17 protein-coding genes are annotated in these 15,999 nt (G+C 35.0%); 5 read left to right on the top strand and 12 right to left on the bottom strand.

Annotated elements, in window-relative coordinates; genetic code table 11:
- Window positions 1–4 precede the first annotated feature (4 nt).
- The 6 genes from ACEWFJ_RS20695 to ACEWFJ_RS20670 form a co-directional block, all read right to left on the bottom strand.
- Window positions 5–934: a carbohydrate kinase family protein gene (locus tag ACEWFJ_RS20695; protein WP_473689771.1), complete on the bottom strand. Its 930-nt coding sequence runs from the start codon at window positions 932–934 to the stop codon at window positions 5–7.
- Window positions 935–1,029: 95 nt separating this feature from the next.
- A complete protein-coding gene (locus tag ACEWFJ_RS20690) occupies window positions 1,030–1,245 on the bottom strand; it encodes a DUF1540 domain-containing protein (RefSeq protein WP_473689770.1) in 216 nt (71 codons plus the stop codon).
- Between the two features lie 75 nt (window positions 1,246–1,320).
- A complete protein-coding gene (locus tag ACEWFJ_RS20685; RefSeq protein ID WP_098308125.1) occupies window positions 1,321–1,734 on the bottom strand; it encodes a thioredoxin family protein in 414 nt (137 codons plus the stop codon).
- Window positions 1,734–2,165 carry a disulfide formation protein C gene (locus ACEWFJ_RS20680; RefSeq protein WP_473689769.1) on the bottom strand — a complete coding sequence of 144 codons (432 nt, stop codon included), beginning with the start codon at window positions 2,163–2,165 and terminating at the stop codon, window positions 1,734–1,736. The genes ACEWFJ_RS20685 and ACEWFJ_RS20680 overlap by 1 nt, the downstream gene beginning before the upstream one ends.
- A gap of 166 nt (window positions 2,166–2,331) precedes the next feature.
- A complete protein-coding gene (locus tag ACEWFJ_RS20675) occupies window positions 2,332–3,231 on the bottom strand; it encodes an LCP family protein (protein WP_429720709.1) in 900 nt (299 codons plus the stop codon).
- Between the two features lie 179 nt (window positions 3,232–3,410).
- Window positions 3,411–3,659 (bottom strand): YhdB family protein, encoded by a 249-nt coding sequence (locus ACEWFJ_RS20670; protein ID WP_098308131.1) that lies wholly within the window; start codon window positions 3,657–3,659, stop codon window positions 3,411–3,413.
- A 161-nt stretch (window positions 3,660–3,820) separates the two neighbouring features.
- On the opposite strand from ACEWFJ_RS20670, the gene ACEWFJ_RS20665 reads away from it, so the two are divergent.
- Both ACEWFJ_RS20665 and ACEWFJ_RS20660 read left to right on the top strand, forming a co-directional pair.
- Complete coding sequence (locus ACEWFJ_RS20665; RefSeq protein WP_473689768.1) at window positions 3,821–4,300, top strand: PH domain-containing protein; 480 nt, start codon at window positions 3,821–3,823, stop codon at window positions 4,298–4,300.
- Window positions 4,293–5,552, top strand: coding sequence for a PH domain-containing protein (locus ACEWFJ_RS20660; protein WP_473689767.1), 1,260 nt, complete (start codon window positions 4,293–4,295; stop codon window positions 5,550–5,552). The genes ACEWFJ_RS20665 and ACEWFJ_RS20660 overlap by 8 nt, the downstream gene beginning before the upstream one ends.
- A 399-nt stretch (window positions 5,553–5,951) precedes the next feature.
- On the opposite strand, the gene ACEWFJ_RS20655 is transcribed toward ACEWFJ_RS20660, so the two are convergent.
- The 5 genes from ACEWFJ_RS20655 to ACEWFJ_RS20635 all read right to left on the bottom strand — a co-directional run bounded on the left by ACEWFJ_RS20655 (window position 5,952) and on the right by ACEWFJ_RS20635 (window position 11,352).
- Window positions 5,952–6,515 carry a PCYCGC motif-containing (lipo)protein gene (locus tag ACEWFJ_RS20655; RefSeq protein ID WP_473689766.1) on the bottom strand — a complete coding sequence of 188 codons (564 nt, stop codon included), beginning with the start codon at window positions 6,513–6,515 and terminating at the stop codon, window positions 5,952–5,954.
- A 58-nt stretch (window positions 6,516–6,573) separates the two neighbouring features.
- Complete coding sequence (locus tag ACEWFJ_RS20650; protein WP_473689765.1) at window positions 6,574–7,665, bottom strand: GerAB/ArcD/ProY family transporter; 1,092 nt, start codon at window positions 7,663–7,665, stop codon at window positions 6,574–6,576.
- Window positions 7,666–7,678: 13 nt separating this feature from the next.
- Window positions 7,679–8,761, bottom strand: a complete 1,083-nt coding sequence (locus ACEWFJ_RS20645) for a Ger(x)C family spore germination protein (protein WP_473689764.1) — start codon at window positions 8,759–8,761, stop codon at window positions 7,679–7,681.
- The gene (locus tag ACEWFJ_RS20640) at window positions 8,758–10,284 is read right to left on the bottom strand and encodes a spore germination protein (RefSeq protein ID WP_473689763.1); all 1,527 of its coding nucleotides are present in this window, start codon (window positions 10,282–10,284) and stop codon (window positions 8,758–8,760) included. Before ACEWFJ_RS20640 ends, ACEWFJ_RS20645 begins: the two co-directional genes overlap by 4 nt.
- A gap of 567 nt (window positions 10,285–10,851) precedes the next feature.
- Window positions 10,852–11,352: a DinB family protein gene (locus ACEWFJ_RS20635; protein WP_057219622.1), complete on the bottom strand. Its 501-nt coding sequence runs from the start codon at window positions 11,350–11,352 to the stop codon at window positions 10,852–10,854.
- A 336-nt stretch (window positions 11,353–11,688) separates the two neighbouring features.
- On the opposite strand from ACEWFJ_RS20635, the gene ACEWFJ_RS20630 reads away from it, so the two are divergent.
- On the top strand, window positions 11,689–12,333 hold the full coding sequence (locus ACEWFJ_RS20630) for a cupin domain-containing protein (protein WP_429715579.1): 645 nt from the start codon (window positions 11,689–11,691) through the stop codon (window positions 12,331–12,333).
- Between the two features lie 695 nt (window positions 12,334–13,028).
- Here the strand turns inward: ACEWFJ_RS20630 and ACEWFJ_RS20625 are convergent.
- Complete coding sequence (locus ACEWFJ_RS20625; protein ID WP_473689762.1) at window positions 13,029–13,652, bottom strand: hypothetical protein; 624 nt, start codon at window positions 13,650–13,652, stop codon at window positions 13,029–13,031.
- A 183-nt stretch (window positions 13,653–13,835) separates the two neighbouring features.
- Here ACEWFJ_RS20625 and ACEWFJ_RS20620 point away from each other — a divergent pair, with 183 nt between their 5' ends.
- A complete protein-coding gene (locus tag ACEWFJ_RS20620; RefSeq protein WP_473692622.1) occupies window positions 13,836–14,522 on the top strand; it encodes a response regulator in 687 nt (228 codons plus the stop codon).
- The gene (locus ACEWFJ_RS20615; RefSeq protein WP_473689761.1) at window positions 14,509–15,918 is read left to right on the top strand and encodes a sensor histidine kinase; all 1,410 of its coding nucleotides are present in this window, start codon (window positions 14,509–14,511) and stop codon (window positions 15,916–15,918) included. Before ACEWFJ_RS20620 ends, ACEWFJ_RS20615 begins: the two co-directional genes overlap by 14 nt.
- Window positions 15,919–15,999: the final 81 nt, after the last annotated feature.

Genomic DNA, 15,999 nt, shown 5'->3' with positions numbered 1-15,999 from the left:
AGTTTCACTTTATATCTTCAAGTGTTGGGAGTGAAGATATTGCTCCGTAATTTGTACAAGTAAGTGCACCAACTTTGTTTGCAAATGATATATATTGTTGTAATTTTGTAAAATCCATATGAACGTGTTCTTCTTTTGCAAACTGATACAGCATTGCACCGACGAAAGCATCACCGGCACCAGTTGTATCGACTTGTTGTACGGTAATGGATGGAATAATAGTTTGATTCTCATTTGTTGTAAGAAGTGTACCTCGTTCTCCAAGTGTAATGGCAATGGTTTTTGCTCCGTATGATAATAATGCTTCAGCAGCTTTATACATATTTGTTTCACCAGTAAGGAGGCTTGCTTCTTCAGCACTTACTTTTATGAAATGAGAGTTAGCGATGAAAGTGATGCAGTCTTTACGAAATTTCTGCAAGTCTGTAATTAATGAAGCTCGGTAATTTGGATCAAAGGAAATAAATAATTGTTTTGCTTTTGCATATTGCAAAAGCTTTATGTACGTGTCTTTCAATTGGCCTGGCAATAATGCTGTAGCTGAACCGAAGTGAATGATATCGTTTTGTTTTATTTTTGTTAAATCAATTTGTTCAAACTTATATTCACCATCTGCTCCGCGCATAAATGTAAAATCACGCTCGCCATGTGAATCAAGAGAAACGAAAGCAAGAGTAGTTTGTTTTTCTTTTATAAGCATAGATGTATCAACATCTGCATCTTGTAAAGTTTTTTCTAGAAATTCTCCAAATGGATCATTTCCGACTTGCCCCATAAAAGCAGCTTTTCCACCTAGCTTTGTAATTGCTGCAGCGACATTTGCAGGAGCGCCGCCCGCTTTCTTTTCGAATCTTATTCCATTCATTAATGATACGTTTGGATCACGACAAACAAAATCAATTAATAATTCCCCAATACAGAAAACTTGTTTCATCTCATTCGCTCCTAACTGATTTTTTTCATATATAGTATGAAAGGAAAAAGAGAAAAAAGAAAGCCCATCTCATACAGTGCGAGATGGGCAGTTGTTTAATGTCTTGGCTGAAAGGTATGGCAACATGTTTCTACACTCGTTGTTGCCGAGCTTTCTATCGTCTGTCCAGATAATATTGTATCTGTAAATGACTCGTCCTCTGATTGAATAGATTCTTGAGAGTCAGGTTGAACGACGATGGCATTTGCTTGACAAAAGTTACCTTGTCCCCAAAATGAGCAGTTGGAGACAGAACATCGTACTTCTGGCATAGGATCCCCCTCCTTATACAAGTAGTGTGAGATTTTTGTACTCACTTCATGTATAAAGGAAGTTTCCTTTTCTTGTTACTTATTATTTGCTGTAAACCACTCTTTGAATTTGTCTTTCGGCTGTTCTCCCTCAATGCGGCTTACTTCTTTTCCTTCTTTAAAGCGAATGATCGTTGGCGTACCTGTAATTTTAAATTCGTCCCATCCAGTTGGATACTTTTCCAAGTCAATGACTTTCATATCAATGTTCATATCTTTTGCCATTGGAACGATAATTGGTGATACTTTTTGGCAGTGTACACAGTTTGTCTGATAGAAGTAAATCGTTTGATCTTTCTTTTCTTTTACATTTTTTTGGAGATCTTCTAAAGAAATTTTATTTGTGTAGTAATCTGTTTTGTTTTCTTGTTTTTGTTCAACTTTTGTTACTGCAAAAATAGCGATTAATAAAACGACAACAATGCCGCCAAAAAGAAACATTTTCTTCATTATTTCATCTCCTTATTTGTTTTTAGTAAAAGAAAACTGCAGATGGCGATAATTATAAAAGCAGTTAGTGCTAGAAATGGGATTGTGATAAAGCCAAACCAATTAATATACTCTCCTGTACAAGGAACTCGCCCACACACTGCTCCAGCTTCTGAAAAAGCAGGTATCTTTTGAAGGGCATAATGATATAGCGATATACAGGCACCAATACTTGCGATTGGTAAGGAATATGTGGCAATGCGATAATCTTTACGTGCAACTGCAATGCCAAGTAGTAACACAAATGGATACATAAAAATACGTTGGTACCAACATAATGTACATGGTTCAAATTTCATAATTTCGGAAAAATATAAACTTCCGAGTGTAGCGATAAACGAAGTTCCCCAAGCCGTAAATAACAAAGTTTCTTGTTTTTTCTCGCGATTCATTCTCCATACCTCTCTTATAATAGTTACATACAAAATTATAGTACGAGGAGGAGTGGAAAAGAAAGAGAAAATATTCAACATAATAAAAGTTTTTTGCGCTGAAAACTTGGAAATAAAAAAACAAGGTGATATACACCTTGTTTTTACTTGATTGTAACGAGCAAAATTAATGATTAACAGCTTTTGTTGAATCGATAAAAAATTTTTGAATTGCTTCTTTATTTTTTTGTGGATGAAGTTGTAATACTGCCCCGGCATGCTCGTATGTTTTTGGCTCATATCCATTTGCCACTGGAATTCGCATCGTTTCCATCTTTTCAATAGGATGGAATAAAACGTTGCTACCGAGTGAAAATAATGTTTGAGTATCCATACTAGTATGAATATAAGGGAGAAGGTCTTGTATTACCGTGGGTAATTGGAATATACCGTCTACGGATTGAATTTTTTCGGTAAAGGTTTTTTGCAGAGCTTGTAGTACTTCTTGTTGGCGTTGTACACGTCCAAAGTCACTTTCAGCATCATGACGGAAACGTGCATATTTTAGTAATTCTTTTCCATGTAATTGTTGGGATCCGGGTTGTAAATGTAATCCCATATCATCGATAATTGTTTGCGTTACATTTACAGTAATTCCTTCTGGAGCGACGGTATCTACAATTTTTTCGAATGCCGCAAAGTCGATTGTAACGTAATGAGATACATCAATTCCGAAGTTATGTTGAATGGTTTTTCGTAATAATTCAGGACCACCATAATAGTAGGCGGCATTAATTTTATTATATTTTTTATCATAGGTAGGAATTTCTACGTAGCTATCACGCATAATAGAAGCGAGTTTTGCGGTTTTTTCTTTTTTATTGTATTGTGCAATCATAATTGTATCAGCCCTAGCTTGTTTTTCTCCGCGAGAATCATTTCCGATAAGTAGTACGTTAAATGTTCCTTGAGTGTCTTTAGCTCCTTGAAATGGTTGGAAGTGTTCAGCATTATTTTGTTTGGATGATTTTTGGCAGCTAATCATAAATAATGTAATAAGTAAAAATAAGTAAATGTGTTTTTTCACATAATCACGTCCGTCTACTTAATATTCATAATAAGTATTATGAACAGCGCTTTGGAAAAATATACAAAGACGCTATCCCCGTGTATAGGGATAGCGTCTTATGGTAGTAAAAGCCCAATTGGTGAGGGCTTTCCATCAGTGGAGGATGAAGCCTTCCACTGATGGAAGTTTCATTTTATTTACATATGAACTTGCTCCGCTTGTTCTGTATATGTTTTTTGCGTTGCATGATCAATATATTGAAACAAAAGTTGGAGTTTTTGATCAACTTCTGATAAATCTTTACCGTATTGATAAGCATGTAGAAAGTGTTCAATTCGTTTCGAAAATAACTCATCTTCTGTTTGTACCATAAGTACAAGCAGCTTTTCCCAATTACAGCAATATGTGTAATAGAGAGCTTTATCGTAGTCGGTGTATGTTTGCATTGTGTGCCTCCTTAATGAGGAGTTATATATAGTGTGTGACGGAAAAGAAGAAATACACTTGAAAGAATTTGTTAACAGAATGTTATAGGAAAGAAAAGGAAATATGTTTATAATTAATAGAAAGAAAATTAAGAAAACGAAGAGGTGGAGAGGGTGAGTCAATGAGTCCAAGGTTACTAAAATCGGTTGATGAACGAGCAATTCAAGTATGGAGATTAACGGCATTTTCAATCAATATTATTGTTTGGATTGCTTATGGCGGAGTGATGTATTGGCTTGACGCATTTCGAAGTATGACAAACTTGCAACTCTTATTTCTTTGTTTTTTTTGTGGACATGCTATCTTTACAATTGGTATATATCCAAAGCTTAGATGGAAGAGATGGCGCTATATGATACGTGGACAAGAGATTGACTTACAGCGAGGTGTATTTATTACAGAGAAAACATTAATTCCAATGATTCGTGTGCAACATGTAGATGTAAGACAAGGCCCATTTTTACGTTATTATCAATTAGCATCAGTGGATATCACGACAGCGGCGACAATTCATACAATTCCGGCGATTGCATATGAAGATGCAGAATATTTACGGGAGCAACTTTCTACTTTAACGCAGGTGGCGGTTGCCGATGTATAGAAGAAATAGAATCCATTCGTTGTCAATCCTATTGTCAGTTGTGAAACATGCGTCGACATTATTTCCTCTTTACCTTATTTTCTTATTTAAGTTTCGCGATAGCTTACCGTTTTCAATTCTGATGAATACGATTATTTTTAGCCTTGTACCTTTGTTTATTCTCACCTTTATTGCTTGGATGCGTTGGTATCGATTTACATATACAATTACTGAAGAACAAGTGATCCTTGAGCAAGGATGGTTAAACAAAAAACGAAAGTACATTCCGAAAGAACGAATTCAGGCAATTCATGAATCACAAAATATAATTCATCGTTTGTTTGGATTAACGGAACTGCAAATTGATACGGCGGGAAGTAGGGAAGGGGCAGAAATAGTATTACAAATAATTACAAAAGAAGAAGCGAGTCATATTCAAGGGCAGCTGTCTGAAAGGAGGAGAATGATACAAGAGGATATTGCCGTGCTACCGATATTCACATTATCGAATAAAAAGACGTTTCTATATGCGGCTACATCAGGCAGTATTGGATTTGTATTTTCGGTGTTACTTGGTATTTATACAGAGATAGATGAGTACGTTTCAATTCATTTTAAGCTAGAAAATTTTCAATCACAAACACCTTCTTTTTACGGAGAAGTTGCAATTGCTGTTCTTACAGCGGGATGGTTACTCGGTACGTTGCTTGTATATCAGAAGTATCATGGATTTACAGTTGTGAAACAAAAGGATGAACTTGTTATTACGAGGGGATTATTTGAGAAGAAAAAACTTATCGTTCCGCTTGATCGTATTCAAGCAATTAAAGTAGAGGAAAATATAATTCGGCAATGGCTTGGTTATGCTACAATTCGTTTTGTGAGTGCGAGCTCGAGTTCGAAAGAAGAAGAATACGCAGGTTTTCGCCTTGTCTGTTTTCCGCTCGTAAAGCGAAGCCATATTCCATATTTATTGCAGCGTTATTTTCCTGATTATCGAGCTCCGTCTTCGTTTCAACATTTACCAAAGCGATCGTTTGAGCGTTATATGATAAGAGTTATTGTGCCTGTTCTTTTATTCATAGCGATTACATTATCTCAAACTTCAATGGTAAAATATGTAGCACCTATTTTTCTAATTGTTGGCGCAGTTCTAGGTTATCGGAGATACCATGATGCGCGTTGGTGCATTACGGGAGAGCAGCTTACTGTCATATATCGCCGAATTGGACGAATAACGGTGTATACAAAAAAAGTCATATACAGGCGTTAACGGTTTCTAAAACAGTACTTCAAGAACCAGCATCGTTATGTAATGTGAAAATATGTGTGAAATCGGGTGTGAAAAACATGACATTTCGTATAAAAGATGCAGACGATACAGTTGGAACTTCGCTTCGGAGGTGGTACTCTTACGAAAAAGAGAGTGATTTCGCATAAAGTGAAACTTCCATCTTCATCCCCCACTGATGGTTAGTTGAACCAATCGGGCTTCTACGGGCAGTTATCCCCCGCCTATCTTCCTCGTTTCTCTCTGCATCTTGAGGTGGGGGTTTTACTGCCCGTTAATGCGGATAAAAAAACGAGGGAGTATCTCCCTCGTTTTTTTATTTCGTTCAAATTTAATACATTATAAAGTAAATCATAAAAGCCTGATTGGCGGATAGCGCCTTTATGATTTTGGCATTGGAGTAGGTGTTGGTTTTGCATATCCTTCTTTATACTTGTTATCTATATAGTTTCGAATTTCAAGTGGTGATTTACCTTTTTCTTGTAATCTTGCCGCGTCTAATGCAATCTGTAGACAATTTACACAAGTTGTTGCATGAGAATCCCAAACAACTTGGCCATTTTTTTTGATTTCACGAATGAAACAGTTTTTATTACTTTTATGTCCGGCACTCTCACCACACCCGCAGTAACATGGAATCCATTGAAGTAACTCGGCGTGTTGTGCTGCCACAGCGTAAACCTGTTTTATTTGCGCATCATGTCCAGATAAAAAAGAAGGGAGCGTATCGATTCCTTTTGTAGTTTCGGCGATATCTCTTTGCTCTTGATGATGTTCATGTGATGAAGTGGAGGAACTTGTTTCTTTTGCTGGCTGTTTATGTTCATGTGATGAAGTGGAGGAACTTGTTTCTTTTGCTGACTGTTTGTCTTCAGTATTCGTGCAGCCAATCATTGTGAAGGCAAGTATTCCTGTCATGCTGCATAATAAAAGCGGCTTTTTCATCAACATTTCTCCTTTATTTTAATTTTACTAAAATTGTAACAGATTCCCTAATTATTTCCTATGAGGTAGCTTTATTTTTCCACCGATAACAAAAATAGTGCCAAACAAAAAGGACAGGTATATAAACATATATTAAATACAGCCCAATTTTAGAAGTATAAGTATTTAATGTGTTGATGGATTCACGGTTCATAAAAAATAAGGAGCTAATATAAATGATTCCAATAAATATTGGAAAAGCAACCTTTAATGGTAGCTGAAAAGAACGATGTGCAGCTTGGCAAGAAGCCCATGTTGTTAAGCAAAGATTCGGTAAAATGATGAGAAACCAAAGGAAGATAATCACGTATTCAAATCGCTGAATAAAAGGGATTTTAATGATTTTGAACATCGTTAATGTCCCCCATACTGTATGCTGCAGCAGGCCTTCACTGAAATAAACAAATGATAGCAAGGCTACAAGCACATATAGAAAGGTTGTAAAAAAAATGCTAAAATGTGCCCACCGCTTTACGCCTTTTCCCTTTTCAATAAATGGATAAAACATGAGTAATGTTTCAAATCCTAGAAATTCTAACGAAGCCTGCTTTGCTGATCGCATAATATCGGAAAAAGAGTGAGTGAAAACAGGTAAAATATTGCGGAAATGAGCGTATTTAAGTGGGAAAACGAAAAAAGCAAGTATTACAAGAGGCAAGATAACACCCAAAAAGCATATCCCTGTTATAGAGCGAAATCCTCCACTTAAAATGTAGTACACGACGAATAAAATAATAAGCCCGACTTGCCATAATTTTATAGTAGGAAATACCCATACTTGAACAACTTCAATATATGTTCGAAGGATAGTAAGACAAGATAGGCCGTAATATAGCATAAAGAATATTGTAAAGACTTTACCTAGCCATTTTCCGAAGCATGTAGTATGAATGTTAATTAAATCATTATCTTTTTCAAGCATTTTAAGCATACAAAATAAAACGAAATGTGTAATGACTCCCATGATGATAATAGAAATCCAAGCATCATAGCCAGCATGTTTAATAAGAATACGCTGAAAGCCTAAAATTCCTACACCTATTTGAAGAGAATGAATTAAAAAGAACGTAAAATAAGGAGAAACTGTAAATTCTTTGCTATGTAGATTCATTTTTTTCTCCTCCTCATTCTCCGATTCCAGATTGTACAATGTTGATTTTTGCTTTTACAGAAACATCTATAGATGGATACACTTTTGAAATTTGTTTCATATTCAACTTTCTAGAGTGACTTCTAATTTGATCACGAACTCCAAGCGGATCTATGTTTTTATTTTGAAATTGACGAATGAGCGCCGTTAAATGCTTCTCAATATTTTCTTGTAATTGTGCTTCAATATAAGAAATATTTTTATGATTTTCTAAATTCATCCAGCTGGGGGAATCTTTAATTAAACCATTTAGCTTTACTTTAATTTCTACTTTAGGTAAAGGAGTGTTATCTGTAATATGATAGGTGCTATTTCCCGATAAGCTGTGAATGACAACAACACCTTTGTTTTTTTCTTTTTGTATATTCATTTCGTATCGGCCATTTTTCATTGGATTCATGATTAATTTGATTAAAAATGAGTCTTCATTATTCGCATACATCACAACTTTATCTTTTTTAAAAAATGCAAGGCCTTGAAGAGAAGCAGAATCTTTACCGTCTATTCGGATATAGGGAAGAAAAGGATCATATCCAAATGAGAAATAATTATATAGAAAAACGTGTAAATTTGTTTTCGGTATACTTTCATTTGCAACATTTTGATCAATTAGTTCTGATAAATATAGAGATCCGTTTTTTATCGTATGTTTTAGTAATTGCTCTGCTGTGCCATCTACAACTGCAATTTGTACATCTCGTCCAATATTTGGATCGCGTTGCAAATTTCCAATTATATTTGAAATTCCCTGTTTACTTAAACTTGATCCAAATACAATCATTCGTGTTTGACCTACTACTATCTTGTGAGGAGATTTGGCAGCTAAATTAGCTGCTACTACTTCTCCTGAGCGCCCGACTGATGATAATATTTTTGGGGTTTTATTTTTCCCAATGTTGTAAACAGGGTATATAATCGTTCCTTTAAATTCTTTATCTGCAGTGAGATCAAATCCAACAGTATGAACAATTCGCATTTCATCTACAACTTGTGATTGTGCACAACTAGAAAGAAAAAATAGTAAGCATATAAGGAATGGAAAGAAAAAGTTTCTCATGTTTTGTCACCATTCTGTTTTGTTTTTGCTTTCTTCGGATTAAAGCGCCAGTTTGATTTTGGGCGTAGGTAAGAAGGGCGCTTTGCTGCCATACTGAACGGATAGCGGACAAATGCTTCCGATGAATCAATACTTCTAAATGGATAAAGTGGTAATAAGTAAGGTGAACCAAGTGATTTTAAATGAATTAAGTGAGCCAAAATAAGAGTAAAACCAATTATTAAACCGAGACCACCCATCATACCAGCTAGTATAATAAGTGGAAATCGTAGGATACGAATCGTGCTAGTCATTTTAATTGTCGGGGTTGTAAAAGCAGCGAGTGCTGATAGAGAAACGGCAATGAGTAAAATTGTACTTGTCAAAGCAGCCTGCACTGTTGCTTGCCCGATGACAATGCCACCGACAATACCAAGCGTTTGTCCAACCTTTGTCGGTAAGCGTGCTCCCGCTTCTCGTAATAATTCAATCGTAATTTCTAAAAAAAGAACTTCTAATATAGGTGGAAAAGGGACATTTGCTCTAGAGAAAACGATAGGGCCGACTAAATCTGTTGGAATCATTTGATAATGATATGTTAAAACAGCTGTATAAATCGCTGAAGAAAAAATAGAGAATAAAGCTCCGAAAAATCGAATAAAACGAAAAAATGATCCAATAATCCATGATAAATAATAATCTTCTGGTGAAACAAAGAAGTCAAGTAAAGTTGTTGGGCCAGCCAAAACATAAGGAGAACCATTTGTTAAAATGAGTACTTGCCCAGTTATCAATGCATACATAGCGCGATCTAAGCGTTCTGTAGATAGCAGAAGCGGAAAGATTGAATTACTATTATCACTAATGAGTTGTTCAATCATTGTTGCGTCAAATGGAATATCAAAATCAATATCTTGTAACCGTTGCATTACAGTGTTGACATGTTGTTTATTTGTAATCCCGTCGAGGTAACCAACAGCAAGCTGTGTTTTTGATATAGACCCAACTGTAACTTCTTTAAAGATAAGATTTTCTGTTACAACGCCTTTTCTCAATAAATGAAGATTGACATCGAGACTTTCAACAAATCCAACTTTCGGTCCAACAACACTATATTCATTTTCAGTATCATTATATATACGGCTGCCTGGAACTGTACTTTCGGCACGAATTAGAGCATAAGTATCCTTTTGTGAGGAATTTTGAAGCTGTATTAATATAAATCCACCTAATAATTTTTCACGAATCTCCTCTATAGAAGGAGATAAGATAATTTCTTCAATTGGGATAATATTAGGTAAATCTTCTATTTTTTCAATGTTTGCTAGCCGTCTTTTTATAGGAGAAAGAATATAATGTTTTAGTACAACTTCTTCTGATACTGATTTGATATAAAATATACATAAATTCCCATTATCTGTTATGTTGAAATGCAGAAAATCCATAGATTGTTTCATCTTTTCGAGAAATTCTGGTATGGAACAATTACTTTTTTCGTTCACTTGTTGTTTCGCTTCTTTTTGTCCGAACTGTAAACGAAACATATGGTTCACCTCTTTTCGGTGTTTGAAGTGCTTTTGTTATTTTGGGGGAAAAATGAAAAATTATACGAGAAGATATATGAAAAGTAGGTTGGAATATTCGAGGTGTTTCTATATTAATAGTAGAGGGAATTTTATTGCTGGAAGTCTTGCTTTTGGGGGCGAAGATATGCACTTGGCATGTGGGAACAATGACTATTAAATCGTTGTTTTATATAAATGACTCTGTTAAATTCCATTGTTGATTTTTATTCAAATAAAAAAAGCTGATGTTTTATATCAACTTTTTTGAGTAATTTCTTCAACTAACGCACCCGTTAGTTCATTAAGAAAAGCGATTCTTATTAAAGAATCACGCCCTTTTCTTGATTAAACAAGAAGCTCATACTTGCTGGTAATGTTAAATATCGTAGAAGAGTGAGATTACTTTGGATCAACAATTGTTTGATTAAAGTTATTCGTTAGCTCAAAGAAAGGTCTGTGTAAACATCTCTCGATCCTCAACTAACGTCACCTTTTTGAAGAAAAAATGGATTACTCTTCTCTTGCCTATTTATAATGAATAACATTTCAAGAATACCAATAAAAAGCATAATCAGTCATAACTGAAGAATCACCCAACTGATGTAACATAGCTGAAATATTCCCTCTATGATAGGTTCCATGATTCACAACGTGTAAGACCATTTCAGATATACTTGTTTCTCTTAATCCTGCCCATGGATTATCCAACATTATTCTCTTTTCCATATCTTCCTGTCTGTTCAAAAAGGTTTTAAACCGAGATGTTAAAGTGTGAAATTCCGTTTCTAAGTCTTCAATGGGCAGTTTCTCAATCTTTTCTTGAATTTGAAATGAAGATTGCATTGCTTCATTCATACTCTGACCCTCGAGGGTATTAAGCCATCCATATTCCACCAAATAGAGATGAGATAAAACCTTTGAAACAGAAGAAAAGACACTTTTCATTTCCTTTTGATATTTCTCAGGAGAAAGTGTCTTAAGATGATCAATAATCCGTTGATTTGCCCATACATGATAGTTATATAGATTTTCTACATGATTTGCCATACAATCGCCTCCTTATCATCACGTTTTTTAATATTCTTTATCAGAATGAATTATTCCTGTAAATATTATTACTTATCTGATGAGATCTTCAACTAAATGGCCCAATTGTTGAACAAAGGTCAAAGCAATCCTGCCATTTAGTTCAATAAAAAAGGCTTCCTTATTCAGAAGCCACTTTTTCGTTTTATGCAACTCTCGAACCCCGTTAGCTTCATAAGTACCTTCTCTTCTGCTTCACACTAATTTATTCTCAATCACTTTGCACACCGAACATGTTTTAAGTACATAAAATGCCTATATATTTTTAGCTGCTTATGAAAAGAGGTGAAGAAAATTATGACTTTATATATGGATTACACATCACCATCAACTCAATACACATTTGACGTAAATAACAGTCCCTTGTTTAAAAAGGATAACAACAACCTCATTAACATATTAGGTGTGAACCAGTTAAATACATTGGAAAATGTATCTCTGTTAGACATTTTCCTAAGTGCCAATAATGTAGCAGAACCGCAATATCACCCAAATGCTGCCGAATTGAACTATTGTATTTCCGGGGAGCTAACTGTTTCGATGCTGAACCCATTTACAAAACAAATTCTCAATTACGCTATTACCCCCGGTCAAGTGGCAAACATTCCACAAGGTTGGTGGCATTATCAAATGGCTACTGCTGATAACACTCACTTTTTAGCAATTTTTGATGCACCAACTCCAGAGGTTGTTTTTGGTTCAGACATTTTAAAATTTACTCCTACAAATATTATGGCACATACCTACTGTCTCGATGAAGATAAATGGAAAGAAGCAATTGAACCGGTTAAACCATCAACAGTTATAGGTCCTTACACAAACTGCAATAGAAAAAATGAAAATTTCTCTCAGCAGTATTTAATTCAACAGTATCAACAACAACAATATAATCAACAATATCCCTACGTGCCTCAGTATCAGCAATACTGGGGCTTTAGATAAATTAAATAAATAAATCTATCGGCATGGCTAATCCATGCCTTTTCTGTGTACCTGTTTCTGTTTGTCTCAAAAGCAACAAGAAGGAGTTATTTCGCTTCTTCAACTAAACTGCCCCATTAGTTTAACAAGAAAATCAACAACATTCTTTAACAGAGCCAAATATTTAAATAAATTTAACCAAGTCTGGATTTAATGCGACAAAATGAGGCATCCAACAATCCGAATTCTCAGTGCCAATTTCGTGGTTATTCAAGCAAACTCGATTCATACCATCTAAACCATCATAACCACAACATCCGTTTAATCTACTATCATCTGAATGGTAGCTTGAATTGGTTAAATCCTTAATATTGATAATGATTGAGCCTTTCAGTTTTATGTCTGCTTTTCCATCACCAACTATAAAAAAACTTCAGGAATATAATCTTGACCATCATTTTCATTAAGAAAGTTTAAATCCTCTAGCTCAGTCACTTCCTTAGAAATCTCTATTTTACAATTTTGACAAATCAACTTCACACTAGAGTCCCCTCTTTTAAACCTAATATTTGCTTCGATTATACCACGGCTTTAATTTTCTTTTATCGAGCTAACCTGATCTGTTAGTTTAATGAAGAATCAACAGCAGTGTTTAACAGAGCCATATAAATAAGGAAGAAGCAAATTTGCTTCTTCCTTATTTATGTTTATTTTGCTTATTCCGCTTTCAAGGATGCTTTTAATTTTTTCATTTCTGTTTTAATATCTTCTTTTTTTACATTTAATTTTTCAGCAATTTGTTTTACATTCATACCGTCTTTTTTCATTTTTAATACATCATTTAATGGTGTGCCGCTTTTTTGTGAAATAATGTTCAGTACAGCAAGGTGGAATAAAGATACTTCATAGTCGCGCATTGTTTGTTTCACTTGATCTGGAGTAGATTTTTGCATCTCTGCCACTTTTTGTAACAGTTTTCCTTCCATTTCTTTACTCATATGATGTTTATGAAATTTATGAAGTTTCTTTGGATCAACGCCAAAGTGCTGCGCAGTTTCTTTCCATGTATGCTTTTGCTTATAGTACTCTAATACAGCATTAATATCTTTGCCACTTAACTTTGCAATGCGTGCCGCTTTCCAAATCTCATGTTTTTTATATCCTTTTTCAGTTAATGATTTGTATTGTTCTTCAGAAATGAGCTTGTGGTGTTTCGCTACTTGTTTCGTTTCTTGTTTTGTTTCTGGTTGCGAGCTATCGGTAGAAGCGTATGCCGTTAGCGATGTTGCTCCGCATAATAATGATAACGCTAACATTCCTGTTACTAGCTTTTTCTTCATGTTTCATCACTCCTATAAGTAGTAAACTGCTTGCGTTATATAGCTTATCCAAAAAGTATGACAAAACTATGAACAAATTATGTTTTTATTTGTAAGAAAGAAAAGAGAAATAGAAAGTTGTTTCCATATGATAAGAGTTTTACAATGGAGAAAAAGATTTCAATGAATGGAGAAGATGCTGCGATGCATGTATTAATTGTAGAGGATAATGAGAGCGTGTGTTCAATGCTTGAAATGTTTTTTATGAAAGAAGACTTTCAAGCAACATTTGTCGCAGATGGTTTAGAAGCATATTCATTGTTTCAAAAGAAAGATTGGGATTTGCTTATTGTAGATTGGATGCTTCCAGGCATGGATGGTATAAAACTGTGTCAAAAAATAAGAGAAAGCAGTGATGTTCCTATTATCATGTTAACAGCAAAAGATAGTGAAGCTGATCAAGTACTAGGATTAGAAATTGGAGCAGATGATTATGTTACGAAGCCGTTTAGCCCGCTTACGTTAATCGCAAGGATGAAGGCAGTTGTACGCCGGTTATCAAAAAAACAGGTGAAAAATGAAATAAATCATTTTCATATTAATGAAGAAACAAGAGAAGTATTTTTAGACGGTGAGAAAGTGGGAAATTTAACGCCAAAAGAATTTGAATTGCTCGTTTTTTTCACGAAGCACCCGCGCCAAGTATTTCGTCGTGAACAGCTCTTAGAACGCATTTGGGGATATCAATTTTACGGAGACGAACGAACGGTGGATGTACATATTAAGCGGCTTCGTAAAAAAATTAGCACTGACTCGCATATATGGATTCATACGGTTTGGGGCGTTGGTTATAAATTTGATGAAGTGGTAGCTGGCTGTGAAAAGGGTTAAGTATTTTTATAAGCTATTATTTAGTTACATTTTTATTTTACTTGTTGCATTTATTCTATTAAGTGCCATGTTTTTAAGTTTAGCTGAAAATCTTGCTTACGAGACAAAGGTAGACGAGCTGACTTCTTATGGGACTAAAATTATTGATGAGCTTGAGAAAAAGGAAATGAATGTTCATGTTGTGAAATTGAAACACTTCTCTAGTCTATTGCATGCGCGTGACACGAAGTTTTTTATCTTTAATGAAAAGGGAGAAATTACACAATCCCCAGTTCGGGTAAAGAAAAAATCATTGTTAAGCGAGGCAGAATGGAAGAAAATTCAACATGGTGAAACGTTGCAAATAAAACGAGACGCGAAAAGATTTGAACAACCTGTATCGGTCGTTGCAATTCCATATATGAGAGATGGTGAACTGCAAGGCGGGGTAATGTTAACAGCTCCCATTCACAGCACACTTCAAATTGTTACGGAATTAAATCGATATTTGTTAATTGCAGCAGGTGTTACATTTCTAATTGTACTAGTGGTCAGTATCTTTTTCTCGCGCTCTTTAGTAAAACGGGTGCAGCGTCTTCGCCAGGCGACCGCAATGATTTCAAAAGGTCAGTATGATGTGCATATTCCTATTGGACAATACGATGAAATCGGTTTGCTTGGAAATGATTTTAATAATATGGCGCAGCAGCTTCATAAAGCACAGAAGGAAATCAATCGTTTAGAAAAGCGAAAGCGTCAATTTATTGCTGATGTTTCACATGAATTAAAAACACCACTTACGACAATCAATGGTTTAGTAGAAGGAATGAAAAATGACCTCATTCCGGAGGAGAAAAAGCAGCGCTGCTTTGAGATGATGGAACAAGAAACGAAGCGGCTAATCCGCCTTGTCAATGAAACATTAGACTACGAAAAGATTCTTTCTAATGAAATCACACTTCAAAAAGAAGAGATTGAAGTAAAAGAAGTTTTTGAAGTAATCAGTGAACAATTAGAACTGCAAGCGGAGGAAAAAGAAAATACAATTGGAATTGATGTCCCCGCTAGTTTATTTGTTTATGCTGACTATGACCGGCTGCTGCAAATTTTGCTGAACATCACAAAAAATAGCCTGCAATTTACCGAAAATGGGACAATTATGTTGCGAGGAAAAGAAGAAGAGCAAATGACAATTATTGAAATTGAAGATACTGGTATTGGAATGGGACGAGAAGAGGTATCGGCAATGTGGTCGCGTTTTTATAAAGCTGATACATCTAGAACAAATAGTTATGGTGAATTTGGATTAGGTTTATCGATTGTAAAAGAACTTGTGAAACTGCATAATGGAACGATTGAAGTAAAGAGTGAACAAGGTAAAGGAACAACGTTTATCATACGTTTTCCTAGGTCATGAAAATCGTCTTACATAAAGTAAGGCGATTTTTTGTTTTACTGCAATGGTCACATTGTGTTTTTCGATATTAAATATTGATTT

This window comes from Bacillus sp. EA-CB0995, assembly GCF_055814245.1.
This window is presented reverse-complemented; position numbering and strand designations above follow the sequence as displayed.